At 37.2% G+C, this 15,774-nt stretch carries 14 protein-coding genes; 9 read left to right on the top strand and 5 right to left on the bottom strand.

Annotation, left to right across the window (positions count from 1 at the left end; all coding sequences use genetic code 11):
* Positions 1–3 precede the first annotated feature (3 nt).
* Both THENA_RS08735 and THENA_RS08730 read left to right on the top strand, forming a co-directional pair.
* Positions 4–1,386 carry a YeiH family protein gene (locus tag THENA_RS08735; protein ID WP_013757038.1) on the top strand — a complete coding sequence of 461 codons (1,383 nt, stop codon included), beginning with the start codon at positions 4–6 and terminating at the stop codon, positions 1,384–1,386.
* On the top strand, positions 1,386–1,580 hold the full coding sequence (locus tag THENA_RS08730; protein ID WP_013757037.1) for a hypothetical protein: 195 nt from the start codon (positions 1,386–1,388) through the stop codon (positions 1,578–1,580). Before THENA_RS08735 ends, THENA_RS08730 begins: the two co-directional genes overlap by 1 nt.
* Before the next feature lie 50 nt (positions 1,581–1,630).
* On the opposite strand, the gene THENA_RS08725 is transcribed toward THENA_RS08730, so the two are convergent.
* The gene (locus tag THENA_RS08725) at positions 1,631–3,799 is read right to left on the bottom strand and encodes a methyl-accepting chemotaxis protein (RefSeq protein WP_013757036.1); all 2,169 of its coding nucleotides are present in this window, start codon (positions 3,797–3,799) and stop codon (positions 1,631–1,633) included.
* A 448-nt stretch (positions 3,800–4,247) separates the two neighbouring features.
* Here THENA_RS08725 and THENA_RS08720 point away from each other — a divergent pair, with 448 nt between their 5' ends.
* Both THENA_RS08720 and THENA_RS08715 read left to right on the top strand, forming a co-directional pair.
* Positions 4,248–4,940: a response regulator transcription factor gene (locus THENA_RS08720; protein ID WP_013757035.1), complete on the top strand. Its 693-nt coding sequence runs from the start codon at positions 4,248–4,250 to the stop codon at positions 4,938–4,940.
* Entirely contained in the window at positions 4,927–6,303 is a 1,377-nt protein-coding gene (locus THENA_RS08715) for a HAMP domain-containing sensor histidine kinase (protein ID WP_013757034.1), read from the top strand. The genes THENA_RS08720 and THENA_RS08715 overlap by 14 nt, the downstream gene beginning before the upstream one ends.
* Here the strand turns inward: THENA_RS08715 and THENA_RS08710 are convergent.
* The 4 genes from THENA_RS08710 to THENA_RS08695 form a co-directional block, all read right to left on the bottom strand.
* Positions 6,264–6,506, bottom strand: coding sequence for a MoaD/ThiS family protein (locus THENA_RS08710; protein WP_013757033.1), 243 nt, complete (start codon positions 6,504–6,506; stop codon positions 6,264–6,266). The two genes, THENA_RS08715 and THENA_RS08710, sit on opposite strands and share 40 nt — an antisense overlap.
* A complete protein-coding gene (locus tag THENA_RS08705) occupies positions 6,506–8,239 on the bottom strand; it encodes an aldehyde ferredoxin oxidoreductase family protein (protein WP_013757032.1) in 1,734 nt (577 codons plus the stop codon). The genes THENA_RS08710 and THENA_RS08705 overlap by 1 nt, the downstream gene beginning before the upstream one ends.
* 103 nt (positions 8,240–8,342) lie before the next feature.
* Positions 8,343–9,503, bottom strand: coding sequence for an EAL and HDOD domain-containing protein (locus tag THENA_RS08700; protein ID WP_013757031.1), 1,161 nt, complete (start codon positions 9,501–9,503; stop codon positions 8,343–8,345).
* A gap of 37 nt (positions 9,504–9,540) precedes the next feature.
* A complete protein-coding gene (locus THENA_RS08695) occupies positions 9,541–11,523 on the bottom strand; it encodes a PAS domain-containing protein (protein ID WP_013757030.1) in 1,983 nt (660 codons plus the stop codon).
* A gap of 212 nt (positions 11,524–11,735) precedes the next feature.
* Here THENA_RS08695 and THENA_RS08690 point away from each other — a divergent pair, with 212 nt between their 5' ends.
* Genes THENA_RS08690 through THENA_RS08670 form a run of 5 tightly spaced genes read left to right on the top strand, consistent with a single transcriptional unit; the run spans position 11,736 to position 15,737 of the window.
* Positions 11,736–12,491 carry a flagellar hook-basal body protein gene (locus THENA_RS08690; protein WP_013757029.1) on the top strand — a complete coding sequence of 252 codons (756 nt, stop codon included), beginning with the start codon at positions 11,736–11,738 and terminating at the stop codon, positions 12,489–12,491.
* Positions 12,492–12,545: 54 nt separating this feature from the next.
* Positions 12,546–13,334, top strand: coding sequence for a flagellar basal-body rod protein FlgG (gene flgG / locus THENA_RS08685; protein ID WP_013757028.1), 789 nt, complete (start codon positions 12,546–12,548; stop codon positions 13,332–13,334).
* 11 nt (positions 13,335–13,345) lie between these two features.
* Complete coding sequence (gene flgA / locus THENA_RS08680; protein WP_013757027.1) at positions 13,346–14,023, top strand: flagellar basal body P-ring formation chaperone FlgA; 678 nt, start codon at positions 13,346–13,348, stop codon at positions 14,021–14,023.
* Between the two features lies 1 nt (position 14,024).
* Positions 14,025–14,624 carry a flagellar basal body L-ring protein FlgH gene (locus THENA_RS08675; RefSeq protein WP_052296081.1) on the top strand — a complete coding sequence of 200 codons (600 nt, stop codon included), beginning with the start codon at positions 14,025–14,027 and terminating at the stop codon, positions 14,622–14,624.
* Between the two features lie 9 nt (positions 14,625–14,633).
* Positions 14,634–15,737, top strand: coding sequence for a flagellar basal body P-ring protein FlgI (locus THENA_RS08670; protein ID WP_013757025.1), 1,104 nt, complete (start codon positions 14,634–14,636; stop codon positions 15,735–15,737).
* The last annotated feature ends 37 nt before the right edge of the window (positions 15,738–15,774 follow it).

Here is a 15,774-nt window from a genome sequence, read left to right as displayed (position 1 = left end):
AAAATGTCAAATGAAAAGGACGAAGTAGTGAAAAGCGCTCCGCCAAAGTCAAGATGGACAGATCTATATCTAAAAGAAGACTGGTGGGCTATCTGGCTTGGTCTTTTTATTGTTCTAGCTGCCTATTTTGCTTTTGCGTCGGGTAGTTCCTTTGTAAAGGCTATTTCTATCAATCCGGGGGGTCTAAAGTGGGACAATGTAGGTCAGGTTTTTGCTCATCTTGGAGCAAATGCCCCTCAATACATTATGCAGTATGTATTTTGGTTGGTATTTTTTACTGTTTCTACAGCAATTATGGGGGTAAAGCCTTCTAAATTTATACCGTCATTTACTCTTCTTTATATCTTTTCTATTATAATTTTCGCTATTGGCGGTTGGAAATATGCACAATATTTTAACCTTGAGCCCCCTCTGGTTGCTCTTGTTTTAGGTCTTATTCTTGCTAATGTTTTTCCTATTCCTCGCTGGTTGGATGAAGGTTTCAGAGTAGAATACTATATCAAGACTGGTATAGTTCTACTTGGCGCTACATTCCCTATTATTCTTATTGTTTCTGCTGGTCCTGTTGCTATTACTCAGGCAACAATTATTTCTGTAATTACCTGTTTAACTATATTCTTTGTTGGGACTAGATACTTTAAATTAGACAAGAGATTTGCCTCAATATTAGGAATGGGAGGCGCTATATGCGGCGTTTCTGCTGCTATGGCGGGTGCCAGCGCTGTTGGTGCTAAAAAGGAACACCTTTACTCTACGGTTACTCTGGTTGTTATAGCTGCATTGATAATGATTATTGTCCTTCCATTCGCATCAAAGGCTCTGGGCTTGCCTGCTGGTGTAGCAGGTGCATGGATTGGAACTTCAGAGTTTGCTGATGCAGCTGGCTTTGCAGCTGCTGTTTCCTATGGGCACATGGTAGGTAATGAAAATGCAGCACTACATGCCTTTACTCTCATGAAGGTTATAGGTAGAGATATCTGGATAGGAATTTGGTCATTTATTTTTGCTCTTATAGCTTGTTTAAAGTGGGAAAAGGAAGAGTGTGGGGTTGCTCCTTCTCCGATGGAGATATGGTGGCGCTTCCCTAAGTTCGTTATAGGATTCTTTGTGGCATCCATTATAATGACTATAATTACTTCAGGTTATTCGGCAGCAGAATTTTCAAAGAACGTTCAACCAAACTTAATTGTTCCTATTTCTTCCCTCAGGACGTGGACCTTTATATTCTGTTTTGCAAGTATTGGTTTGACAACCAGATTTAAGGAATTGAAATCTGTCGGCTGGGCAGCTACTGCTGCATTTACAATAGGAGTTATAGTAAACGTATTTCTTGGATGGCTTATGTCCACACAGGTATTTTATGGCTTTTGGAGTGTTTTGCAATAATGAAAGTTTCAAATAATTGTGCAGGATGTGCCTTTTTTATGAACGATCCTGCGAAATTTGAAAGAACCTTCCCGGGATTTACTGTGCTTAGCTCTGCATATGGAAGTACCAGAGCAGATGCTGGTCTTTGCACTAAAAAGGACAGGATTTTTCTTCCATCAAGAAAGGCTTGTAAGGAATTTGTACCAAAATAAAAAAAACCACGGGGCAAAATAAAGTCTTGCCCCGTGTTGTTAGTTAATATTTAATTATAAAACTTATACTTGTCTAATTCGTTCTTTAATTCATCTGCTCTTTCAGCTAATTTGTTGGCTTCTTTGTCTATTTGTTCTGCCATTGTTTCGCTCTCCTGAGCAGATGCTGCCACCTCTTCGCTGGATGCTGCCATCTCTTCGCTGGTAGCTGCAATTCCCTCTACATTTGTAGAAATTTCTTTGGCAGATGCTGCCATCTCTTCACTTGATGCGCTGTTTTCTTCTGAAAGTGCTGCAAGGTTTGATACCTCTGATTCAATTTCTTGAACTTCTTTGGTAATAGTAGTAATGTTTTGAGTTGTTGTGTCTATCTTTTCAGATAGTTTTTCTATTGCGCTTAAAATGTTTTTAAACGCTTCGCTTGTCCTATCGCTCATTGAAGATCCTTTCAAAACTCCTTCTTTTGTCTCGTTCATAGAGTTTGCAGCGTTTTCTGTCTCTTTTATGGTCTGATTTATCATGTTTCCAATTTCAACTGCTGCCTTTTGTGATTCTTCAGCTAATTTCCTAACCTCGTCTGCTACCACTGCAAAGCCTCTTCCCGCATCTCCTGCCCTTGCTGCCTCAATTGCAGCGTTTAAGGCAAGTAGATTAGTCTGCTCTGCTATTCCTGATATCACGTCAACAATCTTTCCTATTTCAAGAGACCTCTCTTTGAGGCTGTTCATCACGCTTGAGAGGTTCTCTACAGAAACCACTATAGCGTTCATGGTGTTTTGTGTCTCCTGGATTATCTTTGCGCCTTCTCTTGCGTCCTTATTTACGTTGTTGGTTAGTTCATCTACTGCTTTTGCATCTGTGGCAATCTGAACAGATTTATCGGCTATTGCAGCAGTCCTTTCTGATAGATTAGATGCACTCTTTGCAAGTGACTCGGAGCCTGATGCAATAGAGTCTATTGCACTAAGAAGTTGTTGAACCTGATTTGATATCTCTTGAGCGCTCTGAGATAGGTTTGTGGCTGCATCTGCCATATTCTCGCTTGCTTTTTTGCTTTCTCCTGCTGCAAGCTTAGAGGCTTTTGACACTTCCAACATATCTTTGCTAGAGGAGTGTATTTCGCTTTGTATCTTGTTTATTCTTGAAAGTATGTCAACAAGATAACCTCTTAGCTTTTCTACAGCTTCTCTTATTCTTCCAAGTTCATCCTTGTTCATTTCAGGAAGCTTCAAGGTAAAATCCCCTGTAGAAAGATCCTCTATGCCCTTGGTAAGAGAGCTAATAGGCTTTGCTATAGATCTCTTTATGAAAGCTAAGAAAATGCCTATCAAGACGATACATACTAAAATTATTGTGCCAATTAACGACAGAAATATATTTCTAAAATAATTATCGTATTCTGCAGTGCTTATTGAAGTAGAATTCATACCTATTATATTACCGCTTGAATCCTTAATGGGCCCAAAGCGTGTAAGGTAGCTCTTGCCGCCATGTTCAGTTTTTACAATAGGACTTTCGCCATTTTTCAAGACTTCTTCTATTATCTTTTGATTTTCTTGTTTTGAACCTACCTTTACATCTTCTAAAGTAGTGGCTACCCTTTCATCTCCAAGATACCAGGTTACATCTGAACCGGTATCTTTTTTTAGCTGGTCTACGAATAGATTAGAGTCAGAAATCTTTTTCCCTACATGTACAGTTCCAATAAGCTTGCCGCTATCGTCGTAAATAGGGCTATATGCCCTTATTGCTAACTTTACCAGTTTTGTGGTTTCAAAGCCTACGCCTGACTTACCTGACAGAGCTGCTTTTGCAGGGGGTTGAGTGCTTACATCGGTTCCAACAAGATTTTGTCCAAGAGTGGTATATATAATTTTTCCAGTTTGATCGGTAACTACGCAAAAGAAATCTGGGTTTTCTTTTAGATCTAAAAATGAATTTACAAGATTTGACAGGGCATTCATGTTGTTTGACTGTATATCTGTCTTGATTCTTTGAGTGTTTGCAATGTCTTTTGTTAAGCTTTTTACAGAATTTTCAATTCCGCCTACAACTTTGTCTATTGTCGTGTCATTTTTAACTGTAAGCTCTCTCATCAAAGTTTGATTATAATTTACCATCTGAAAAGATACTACACCAATAACTAAAAGGCCGATAACCACGAATGAAAGCGTAGAAACTAAAATTAGCTTAGCCTGCAAAGACATGTTTTTGAGCATTACATAATACCCCCTAATTGTTTAAATATAATTAGCTAAAATGCTTAAGTAGTAATTATATATATTATTTTTTTTTTTTTGTCAAATTTTAGTTAATATACTATGCTTAAAATTTCTTACTCCCTGCTATTATGAATATGCTCATGCTGGTTCCAAGAAAGAACAATATTAGAAGTATAATGTTAATAAAAGATCTGCCTTTTTTCATCTTTCCTCCCACATATCTAATGATGGATTAACTTTTATATCAGAATATACCTTTGAACTTTTAAAAGTTTTATAATAAAATTAAAGTTTTTTAATTTTTGTTTAATGCTAATATAAGAAGATAATGTTTAAATATTTTTTTAAGTGAAGAGTTAAATTTTTAGTTTTAGTCCTAAGTTTAATTTGTTTCTAATCTATGCTGTATTAAAATTAATTAAATACTTATAAATTGGTGGTGTTTATGGAAAAAGAGTATAGAATCCTTGTGGTTGAAGACGAATATAATCTTGCAAGATATTTGCAGTTAGAGCTTGAACACGAAGGGTATCTAGTAGACACTGCTGATAATGGTTATGAGGCAATAGGTCTGTTTTCTGAGAAGGATTTTGACTTAGTTTTGCTGGATTTGATGATTCCAGGCATCGATGGGTTCGAAGTTTGTAAGAGAATGAAGGCGCAAAAAGACGTTGCGATAATAATTCTTACGGCAAGAGATGCAGTAAAAGATAAAGTAAAAGGGCTTGATCTAGGAGCAGACGACTATGTGACCAAGCCATTTGTGATTGAAGAATTGATAGCTAGAATAAGGGCAAGACTAAGAAAAGGCACAAAGGACTTGGAACAGATAGTAGTTGGCGATCTAGTAATATCGCCGCAGACAAGAGAGGTAAAAAGGGCAGACAAGTCAGTAAACCTTTCAAAAAAGGAGTTTGACTTGCTAAAATATCTTGCTGAAAATGTGGGCAAGGTCTTAAATAGGGATACTATCTTAAATCACGTGTGGGGTTATGACTACTATGGCAGCGAAAATGTAGTTGACGTGTATATTAGATACCTTAGAGCAAAGATTGACGATCCGTTTGAAAACAAGATTTTACATACTGTAAGAGGAGTTGGTTATGCCCTAAAAATAGATTCGAATGAAAAAGCTTAAGAATTACATTGAAAGCTCAATAGGTATAAGGCTTACACTATATTATTGCGCTATACTTCTTACAACGTTAGTTTTGTGTGGTTTTGTAGTAATATTTGGAATGAACTTTGCTCTTACAAAAGAGGCAAATTCAAAGATAAAGGTAGCAATTTCAAATATTCAAAACTCTCTTCAAAGCGAGGAAAATCCTAATCTAAACGATCCTGAATTAGTAGATCAGGCTGGTAGTTTGGAGCTCTGGATACAGATATATAAAGATAATAAACTTGTCAGTAAATCTCCAAATTTAGGGAACATCAAACTCCCATTTTACAATGGTCCTGTAAAGTCTATTCTCATTAACGGCCAGGAGGTTTTGATTTCGGGCAAGGATATTGGAAATGGTATATTTGTTGAAGTAGCGCATCCCTTAAAGAGAGAAAAACACTTTCTTGCGGTTCTGTCAGGTTTGCTGATCTTTCTCATGATGGGGGCTACTTTGTTTGCAATGACAAGCGGATACATAAGCGTAACAAATACTCTTAGACCTCTTGCCATACTTACCAAAAAGGTTAAGGAGATAAATACTGGTAAATTGGATGAGAGAATTCCTCTATCGGGTCCAAAAGATGAGCTATATTTGCTGGCTCAAGCTTTCAACGAGATGCTTGAAAGGCTGGAAAAGGGTTTTAAAAGCCAGCAGGAATTTGTTGCTGCAGCTTCCCATGATTTAAGAACTCCTCTTTCTGTAATAAAAAGTTATAACGACCTTCTAAAAAGATGGGGGAAAGATGACAAGAAGATACTCGAAGAGTCTATTCAGACTATTGCAGTAGCTACGCAAAGGATGGAGAGATTGGTAAATGATTTGTTATTTCTGGCAAGAGTAGAATCGAAGCCGAGAATAAACTTTGTAAAGGTTAACACAAAAGAGCTTATCGAAGAGATTGCAAAAGAGGCACAAGCTCTCTCGCAAACTATAACTGTTACCTTTTCGACTTGTGATCTGTACGTTAATGCCGATGAGGACTATCTCAGGAGAGCTCTTTGGGCATTGGTCGATAATGCAATAAAATACAATAAGGAAAACGGAGAGGTAAAGATACTGTCAAGAGAAGAAGGGAATTTTGCGGTAATAGACATAATTGATACTGGAATAGGAATAAAAGAAGAAGCTCTACCTAGATTATTTGAAAAGTTTTATAGGGTAGACTCCTCCAGACAAAGCTCCGGCTTTGGCTTGGGGCTTTCTCTTTCTAAGGAGATAATCCAACTACACGGTGGAGATATAAAAGTAAAGAGCAAATACAAGGAAGGAAGTACCTTCTCAGTGTATTTGCCTCTTTATCCACCTGCTATCAAGGGGAAAAACGCTATTCTTTGACCCTCTTTGACTATATATTCTCTATCTTTTAGAGATCTGTCTACAAATATATTTGCGACTTCGTCTTCTGGCAGATCGAGAAATTTTATTATATCGTTTATTTTTGACCCATCTGGTACTTCCAAATCAAACTCGCTCGCGCCCTCTGGAGCATGAGCGCGAGCTTTAAGACCTGCATAAAGAGCAACTGTTATCTTTGGCATTACTTCCAGATAGAATCTAATTCAGAATCAGCCATATCCCAAACCATATTGTGTGGAGGAACAGGCTCAAGTTTCATAAATTCAGGTGGCCTATCGTCGTTGGCAGTAAAACCTGCAGCTAGGTTAAACTGATGCTCGGTTTTTAAGATATTTAAACCTATTTCATAGGCATCGCTAGTAGTCCAGTTGGCTCCAGTGACTGCGTTGCATGCTTCTACCATTCCCTCAAAGCCGCTTGGGATATCAAGTATGGCAAAGGCTGTAAACACGCAGCAACCAGTCGAGTCAATAAAGCAAGTGGTTGCCTGGAAGTCTTTTGACAATTTCACCTTGCCTTCGTTTGTATGAGGGTCAAACTTTCCACCAACCCCGAGTATTTCTGGGGCAATTGAATATCCTGCTGTATGATCTGCACCCATTGGTGTGGTGATATATGTTACGCCTATACCCTTGATAACTCTTGGTTCATAAGCTGGCATGCCCTGATTTTTTACAGCGGGCACTCTTCTGACGCCGAAGACCTTTCCTACTGTGCTGCATCCAGAACCTATGATCTTTCCAAGTGGGTTTCCTTTCCTTACTTCTTCAAGTAAAGCTATTGCTCCTTTTGCGTCTCCAAAGGGAAGCAGACCCCCTTCCATTGCTACTGCAACAGCATCACCGAATTCTATTGTGTCAAGCCCAATGTCGTTACACATAGTGTTCATCTGTGCTATGGCATCAAGGTCATCTATTCCGCAGTTTGCACCAATTGCCCATAAAGTTTCATATTCAACTGAAGTATGAGACTTTCCTTGTGCGTCTGGATATACCACACTGCAACCTATTACACAGCCAGGATGGCACCTGTGACCCATCATGCCAGCTTGTGGATTTTTGGCTGCTGCTTCTGCCATAGCTTCGCCAGATATCTTTTTTGCGCCTTCAAACGTTCCACTAGAGAAATTTCTAGTAGGAAGTGCTCCTGCCTCGTTTAATATGTTTACTAGTACAGCGGTACCATAAGTATTTAGTGCGCCCTTTGGTTTGGTTACTGCGTGCTCTTGAAGAGCTGCAAGAAGTTTTTTCCTACCGGTTTCAAATAGTTCGTTATTTAAGATTGTAGCCTGTCCAGTTACGGCTTCTACTACAATTGCCTTCAAGCCCTTTGATGCAAATGCGGCTCCTACTCCGCCTCTTCCCGCATATCTGGCCGGTCTGTTTTCAACATCGTTGAAGGCCACACCAGTTCCAGCTAAAAGGTGTTCTGCTGCTGGGCCTACACATGCTATTCCCACATCTTTGCCATATTTTGCTGCTAATTTTTCGTTAAGTTCGTAAAGCCCCATAAACTTGTACTCATCTGCACCAATTAGCTCTACTTTTTCCTTGCTGATGTTCAATAAATACCTAGATTCTTTATTCTTCGGTTGTCCTTCGACGATAATAGCGCTGTAACCCATTCTTTTGAGATACTGGCCAAATTTTGCTCCTGCATTTGCTTCTTTTATGCCACCTGTTAAAGGAGATTTTGTGCCAACAGAAATTCTTCCTGAGGACGGAGCTGTGGTACCACTCAGGATACCAGGCGCAATTACCACCTTGTTCAAAGGACCTAGAGGGTGGCACGTAGCTGGCACTTCATCCGCTATTATGGAGGATGTTAGCCATCTGCCTCCCATTTGTTCGTATTTCTTTGGTACATCCTCGACCTTTACAGAAAGGTCTGACATGTTAACGCGAATCCACTTCATCAAAAACCCCCCTTTAGGGATAAATTTTTTTAGATATTAAATATATTATAACATTTTTAAAAACAAATAAGTTGAACTATTTGGGAAAATTTTGTTAATTTGATCATGTTTTCTCTATATATAACAAAGATTCATGCGCCCACTTTATGCTTTCATAAATTATTATTTCGATTTTGTTAGGATTTATTCCTAACTTTTCTGAAATCTTTTTCATCTCCATCCAATTAGCATTTTCTATTGAGAGCCTTAGATTAAATAAATCTGTGAATATTCCGTTTCCAAGAAGTGAAGCCTTAACGTCATCCGTAACGGGCACTTCTTTTATAAACTCTTCCATAGATATATCTGTCATTGCAGGCGCAAGAGAAAATAGGCCAACCAGAAAGGCTTCCTGAGATCTCTCGTAAAGCCCTACATAGTTGGATATCAATTCCATAAATCTTGCTCTTTCTGATGCTCTATAAACTATCTCTTCAGGTTTGCCTTCGTTTAGCTTCCCAAGAATTACTAAGGTCAGCCATCTAACAAACTCCTGCTGACCCAATATTACAAGAGCTTGTCTTATAGAAGTTATTGTAGTTTTAAAACTAAAAAAGGCAGAATTAATAAACTTTAAGAGTTTTATTGTTAAATATGGATCTTTTTTTATCTTTTCTTCAATCTTTGAAAAATCAAAGTCCTTTTGTCTTACATCTTGAAGAATACTCAAAATAATTGCTTTTTGAGGAGATAATTCTTTCCTTGCTATTATTTCGGGTTGAATAAAGAAGTCGCCTTCAAAAAGTTCATATCCGGAAGTTACAGCTTTATTAAATATAGGCTTTTCATTTACTTCAACGAGAAGTTTTCCGCCATTAAAGATGCTAGGTATTTTAGTCCAATCGCCTTGAAAGCTTGAGACAGAGATTTTTACGTAATCAAAGTTTTTAACTTCTTCAAGGTTTGAGAGATCTGAAACATTTGCGCAAAGCATTATTCCCTGATTTTTTAACTTTTTAAATATTTCTTTATTTGATATTTGAGAGGGATTAACTATAAAAATTGCCTTTTTGGGCGGGATCATGTCTCTTAGGTTATCGAATTCGAATATTTCAGGTGGAACGTTTAAGAACAAATATTTTTCTTTGCTTAATACGTTTAAGCCAATTGTATTAAGACATTCTTCAAGGCAAGACATAAATGAACCTTCGTAAAAGCCTTTTATTTCGTAACCAAAAAGCTCAAGATTCTTTTTAAATATCGGGATCCTGGTTATAAACGACATTTTGCCCCCTAGGGTTTTTTATTAATTTTAATTATTATTATAATACGACAGTTGGAATTTTTAGGTGAAATATATTTTGATTTTGTTTATTTCTATATAACAAAATACCATTAAGATAGGTCGTGGTCAAAGAGGAGATGGCTTGTAAGTTATTTGTAATGATTTTGCCGATATCGTTTTGAGATTCTGGGATAATCTTTTCAAAAGAAATTGCGTTGTCAAAGAATTCTATATTGACAAAATCATTACTTCTTGTTAATAGAACCCTAATTTTGAAATTTCTCTCTTTCTTATGTTTTGACTCTTCAAGCATATTTTTAGTAATTATAGAATATATCGAAAGCACAACGTCTCTGAAGATTTCTTTATCCTTGGGGTATGTTTTGACTTCGTCGTTTATAGAGAACTCAAAATTTATATTATTGCTTTCCCAAATCGGCTTGTACATGTCGCTACAACTACTAAGAATACCTATTACATCATTATTCTCTTTAAGCTTTGTTGACTTTAAGCTCTTAAATTTGGATATGTTTAAATTTATTAGCTCAAAATAAGCACTACACTCTTTAAATACCTTTGACAGATCGCTTTCTAAAAGGTTTTTTTCTCTCAAAGTATTTTGAATTTTATTTATTTTCTGATAAATATTTTTTAGGTTTGACTCTACGTTTTCGCATATAAAATCTGTAGAAAACTTTAGCGCCTCATAACCAGTACGAATTAGCTGAGTTCTTTCCAAATTTAGTTTTTTTTCGCATTCAAGATTTATTATAGATTCTAAACTCTCTTTAAACCTTATATTTTCTCTCTCCCTTTCAAGAAGCTTTCTCATAAAAATGTTTTTCTCAGTTTGATCTTCTAATATACATAGGATAAAATCATTTTTTCCAGATCTGTGGAAGGAGCAGTTCATTGAAATGTCTTTTATTCTAGAATTTTTGCATCTCAAATGGACGCTGTAAGTGCCCGAACCTTTGGAATAGAGTTCCTTTGAAATAATAGTTAATTTCTGACTTTCTACAGGGAAAAGCTCAAAAAGGCTTTTATCCTTTAAATCCTGATCACTAAAGCCAGTTAACTTTAGAAATGAATTGTTAAAGTCAAGTATTTTTAGATTGTCAGGGTTAAAAGTAAAAATTATAGAAGCATTTTTCTCAATAAGATCTGAATATAAATTCTTGTACTCTTCTTCAAAACAAGATTCATCTTCTAGTTGTAGAGTAACTCCAGATAGATAGGTTAAACCGTACTTTTTTGTGGATTTTGCTTTAGCTAAGCTAACCAACTCTATTTTCCCATTAGGAGTTTCAATGTTGTATCTCGTTTCTTTTATCCCATCACTTTTAAAGGAATTTATAAAAGCAATAAGGGTTTTGTATATAGAATTGTCCATAACCCTTTCAAGGGATTCAAGGGTATCAAGTTTAGCACTTTTATCGATTGAGTGTAGTTTTTTCCATTTGGTAGAGGCGTGAAATCTTTTTGATTTGTAATTATAGCTAAAAAACGCACAGGGCGTTTTTGATGATACCAGTTCCATACTTTGTTCATGGCTTATGATATGTTCCTTTTTCGAAAGAAGTTCGCTTATATCAGAAATTACCGCAAAAATTCCAAAAACCGAAGAGTCCCCCAACTTGAGATAATTCCACCTTACCCAAAGATTTATTATTTCTCCATCTGATCTTAAACCCCTCATAGGTATTGAATGAGGTCTTTTGCTCTTTTCAACAATTTCTTTAAAGATCTCTTTGGCTCTTGGCCTATCCTCTTCTGGTAGCAGTTCATACCAATATTTGCCAATAAGGGTGTGTGCTTCATAACCAAACACGTTTTTGTGTGATTCGTTGCAGAAGAAAAGTTTTCCTTCTAAATCTATTACTTCTACACAGTTTGGTGAAAGGTTCAGAAGATGAAGATACCACTCGCCGTCTTGCTCGATAAGCTTTAGCATATTGCGCTTCATAGCATTAGAATCAAATTGTTCCAGTTTTTTACCTCTTCCTTTAAATTTAATCAAAATGCAAGCACTATTATACTATATATTTTTGCTAATTATGTTAATCTTTAATGAAGTTTAAAAAATAAGTGGGATAAAACTTTTTTTAAAGTTGTAGCATATGGTAAAGTTTTTTAAATTGGCTGCGAAAGACTAAAATAATTAGTTGATTTTGTCGATCTAATCTTATAGTATTGTATTAAGTAATTTTGTTTTAGAAAAGAGGTGAGATTTTGGTTAGAGGAATAGAGGCAGCGGCTAAAGGGATGATTACACTTTCTGACAAACTTGACAGCGTGACAAACAATCTTGCAAACATTTCTACCCCAGGATTTAAGCGCATAATCCAAAACGTTTCAGAAAGTGAGAATTATCCTGTAAATAGAGTTTTTTTACAAAGTGATGGAGGTAGGGCTCCGTTTATGGGATATCTTGGCAACGGTTCTGAGATTTCTACACAGGCTGTGGATCTGTCTGCTGGAGGGCTTGAGCACACTTCTAGTAAATTTGATGTTGCTATTACTCTTAACAATAACGCATTCTTTCAGGTGCAAACCCCTAATGGCATTAGATACACAAGGGATGGAAATTTTACGCTAAATAACAATGATGAGTTGGTTACACAAGATGGATATCCTGTTCTTTCAAGTGCAAATGCTCCTATTACTATTGATGGCCAAAATGTCGTCATATCTTCTGACGGTTCTATTCAAGTAGATGGCCAACAAACTGATACTCTTGGGATAGTATCTCTTGACAATCCATCTTTAATAGTGCCTCAGGGTTCTAATCTTTACAACTACAACGGACAGGTTGTTAATGCCTCCAACTTCAAGGTGCTCCAGGGATATCTTGAAAGTTCTAATGTAAATACCGTTAGAGAGATGGTAGATATGATAGCCTTGGAAAGAGCCTATGAGAGTGGACAAAAGGCAATTGTTACCGAAGATAATGAAACAGGTCAAATGTTAAGCCAATTTAGAATTTAAAAGTATATTTTGGGCTGGACCGCTTGTCGGGGGCCCTTAAAATGGGAGGTTTGAATAAGAGCTCTTTGGACGGCAGCGTCTGGTATGATAAGCCAGACTACTAATGTTGACGTTATTACTAATAATCTAGCCAACGTTAATACTACAGGGTTTAAAACAGCAAGAGCTGAATTTGAAGACTTAATGTATCAGGAAGTCAGACCAGCTGGGGCAACTAGTGCATCGGGCAATATGCTTCCTACAGGTTTGGAAATAGGCTTGGGTTCAAGGCCTGTAGCTACTGTCAGGATTTTTACAGAGGGTCCACTTCAACAGACTGGGAATCAATTGGACCTTGCAATTCAAGGGGATGGCTTCTTTCAGGTAACGCTTCCTGATGGCTCTACTGCTTACACAAGAGCGGGTAATTTCTCACTGGATTCTGCAGGCGAAATAGTGACCCCCGAAGGCTATCTACTTCAGCCTTCAATTGTAGTTCCGACGAATGCTGTCTCAATAAGCGTTGGCAAAGATGGATCTGTTTCTGCTAAGATGCAGGACGGAACTGTACAAGACTTAGGCACAATTCAACTTGCAAGGTTTATTAATCCATCTGGACTTACTTCTCTTGGATCCAACTTATATCAGAGTACACCTGCTTCGGGCGACGCTATTCTTGGTACACCTGGTACTCAGGGCATTGGTTGGGTAGAGCAAGGAATGTTGGAAATGAGCAATGTTCAGGTCGTAGAGGAGATGGTAAATCTTATAACTGCAGAAAGAGCATATGAATCTTGCGCAAAAGGGATGACAGTTTGCGATCAGATGTTGAGCGACGCAAACAATGTCAAGCAACTCCCATAATTTAAATAATTATGTTTAAGTTCTTGATAAGATTTTTAATAATTTCTCTAATCTTTATATCGTTGAATTTATGGTGCGTAGCTTTAGCAAATAATCCTGACTCTCTGGTTCTTTCTGCTGTAAAGGATTCTCTTACGTTTCAACCTTCAAAAATTGCTATTGAACCAATTTATGCTCTTCCAGATCTGGACTACACAAAGGCAATGAGTATGGGAGCCATTCATTCTGGAGTTAACAAATTTGTAATATTTTACAATCAAGAGGGCGTGCAAAGATTTATTGAAGCAGATTATCTAGTTAGAATATGGTTAAACGTATATGTTGCTAAAGTTCCACTAAAAGCTGGTAGTGTAATAAACGTAAACGATAATGTCGTGAAAGATGAAAGAGAACTTTCAACCCTACCTAAAGATTTTGCAATAGATGATAACATAAACGGTTCAACTCTTAACGCAAACATTGCAATGGGTCAGGTAATAAGATTGGGTTTGATTTCGAAGCGAATTGATATAAGATTAGGCCAGCGGGTAATAGTAGTAGGCAAAGTTGGCAACGCAACCTTTTCCTTGCCTGCTGTAGCCCTTAGCTCTGGATCAATTGGCGATGATATAAAGGTTAGATGTATTACGAACAACAAAGTTTTTATAGGCAAAATAATATCCTCAAGCGAGGTTCAAACGGGTGGTTAAGATGAAAAAAATTTTGTTAGCTTTATTTTTGTTTATTTGTATGGGCTATGTATCGTATGCGTCTGATGTATTTAAGTCAGATCCATCGTATGTAAATCTTTATTCAGATGTAAAGGCACATTCAGTAGGGGATACGGTAATGGTTCTTCTTTCAGAAAATCTTAATTCTTCAACTTCAACTTCAACCAAAAAACAGGGAAGTTATTCGAATTCAAATAGCGCTACCCAAGTTCCTTTTGTAAAAAACCCTCTAAAGACAAATATGTCTGCTTCTGGAAGCGGTCAGTATTCCGATCAGGGTTCTAATGGAAGATCAGCAACTATTACTGGAGATATAGAAGCAAGAATTGTTGAAGTTTTACCAAGCGGTCTCTTAAGAATTGAAGGGCAAAAGAACATTCAAGTTAACAAAGAAAAACAAAGCATAATTATAAGTGGCCTTATAAGGCCTGAGGACATTAGTAATAACAATACCATCTATTCATATCAGATATCCGATGCACAAATTACAATTAAGGGCACATCTCCAACAGGTGCGAAGGGAATTTTAGGAGCTATTGGGAATTTTTTTGGAAATGTAATAGGAATAGTCTTTCCATAGGGTGATCTTATGAAAAATTTTTTAATATCAATGGTACTAATATGTTTATATCTCCTAATTTTTAGTGTGCCATCTTCAGATGCCGAGACTAGAATAAAGGATATTTGCTATACGGATGGTACAAATTCGTTTCAGCTTGTAGGATACGGTCTGGTTGTAGGATTAAATGGAACGGGGGACTCTGATAAAATTCAATCTACAATTAACTCCTATGCAAATATGTTGAAAAGATTTGGAGTTAATTTTGATTATTCTCAATTAAAAGCTAAAAACGTGGCTGCAGTAATGGTTACTGCAAGCGTTTCAACTCAGAGCATTGCGGGTGAAAGAGCTGACGCAGTAGTATCAAGTATGGGAGACGCAACCTCTATAGCAGGTGGAACTCTCTTGATGACTCCTATGTTTGGACCTGATGGAATTCAATATGGTTTTGCACAGGGTCCAATATCGGTGGGAGGAGCGTATTCAATTGGAGGCGGGGGAACCAGAACAGTAAAGAACTTCCCAACGGTAGCAAATTTGAATAATGGTTTGGTTCTGATTAAGAGCATTCCCGCACTGTTTCAACCAACAAATGAGGTTAGATTTTTCCTTAGAAAGGCAGATTATACTACCGCTGAAAGGATTGCAAAGGCTATAAACTCTTCATATGGTGATATTGCAAAGGCCGTTGATGCAAAAACTGTGGAAGTATCTATTCCAAGTGAATTTACAAATAACAGCGTGGCTTTTATATCGAGTATAGAACAGCTTCCAATAAATCCTGATAATAAGGCAACAGTAGTGGTTAACGAAAGAACCGGAACAGTAGTTATTGGTGCTAACGTCACCCTAAAGAGTGCAGTTATTGCTCATGGAAACTTAACGGTTCAGATAAAGACTACGCCAACTGTTTCTCAGCCAAATCCGCTCTCTGGAGGAGTTACAACAACTGCTCCTAACACACAAGTTACTGCTACAGAATCCGCAGGTTCACTGGTTCTCGTAAACGGAACAGTTGACGATCTAGTAAAGGCCCTAAACAGCATTGGGGCGACGCCAAGAGATATAATAGCTATACTCCAAGCTCTTAAGGAAGCAGGATCTTTGGAAGCGGACTTGATCGTAATGTAGTAAATGTGAGATAAAATTTTTAGGTAGGTGATATGTG

This window comes from Thermodesulfobium narugense DSM 14796 (genome assembly GCF_000212395.1).
In the GTDB taxonomy this organism is placed as follows: Bacteria; Thermodesulfobiota; Thermodesulfobiia; order Thermodesulfobiales; family Thermodesulfobiaceae; genus Thermodesulfobium; species Thermodesulfobium narugense.
The sequence above is the reverse complement of the archived record's forward strand: the minus strand, read 5'-3'. Positions and strand labels throughout refer to the sequence as shown.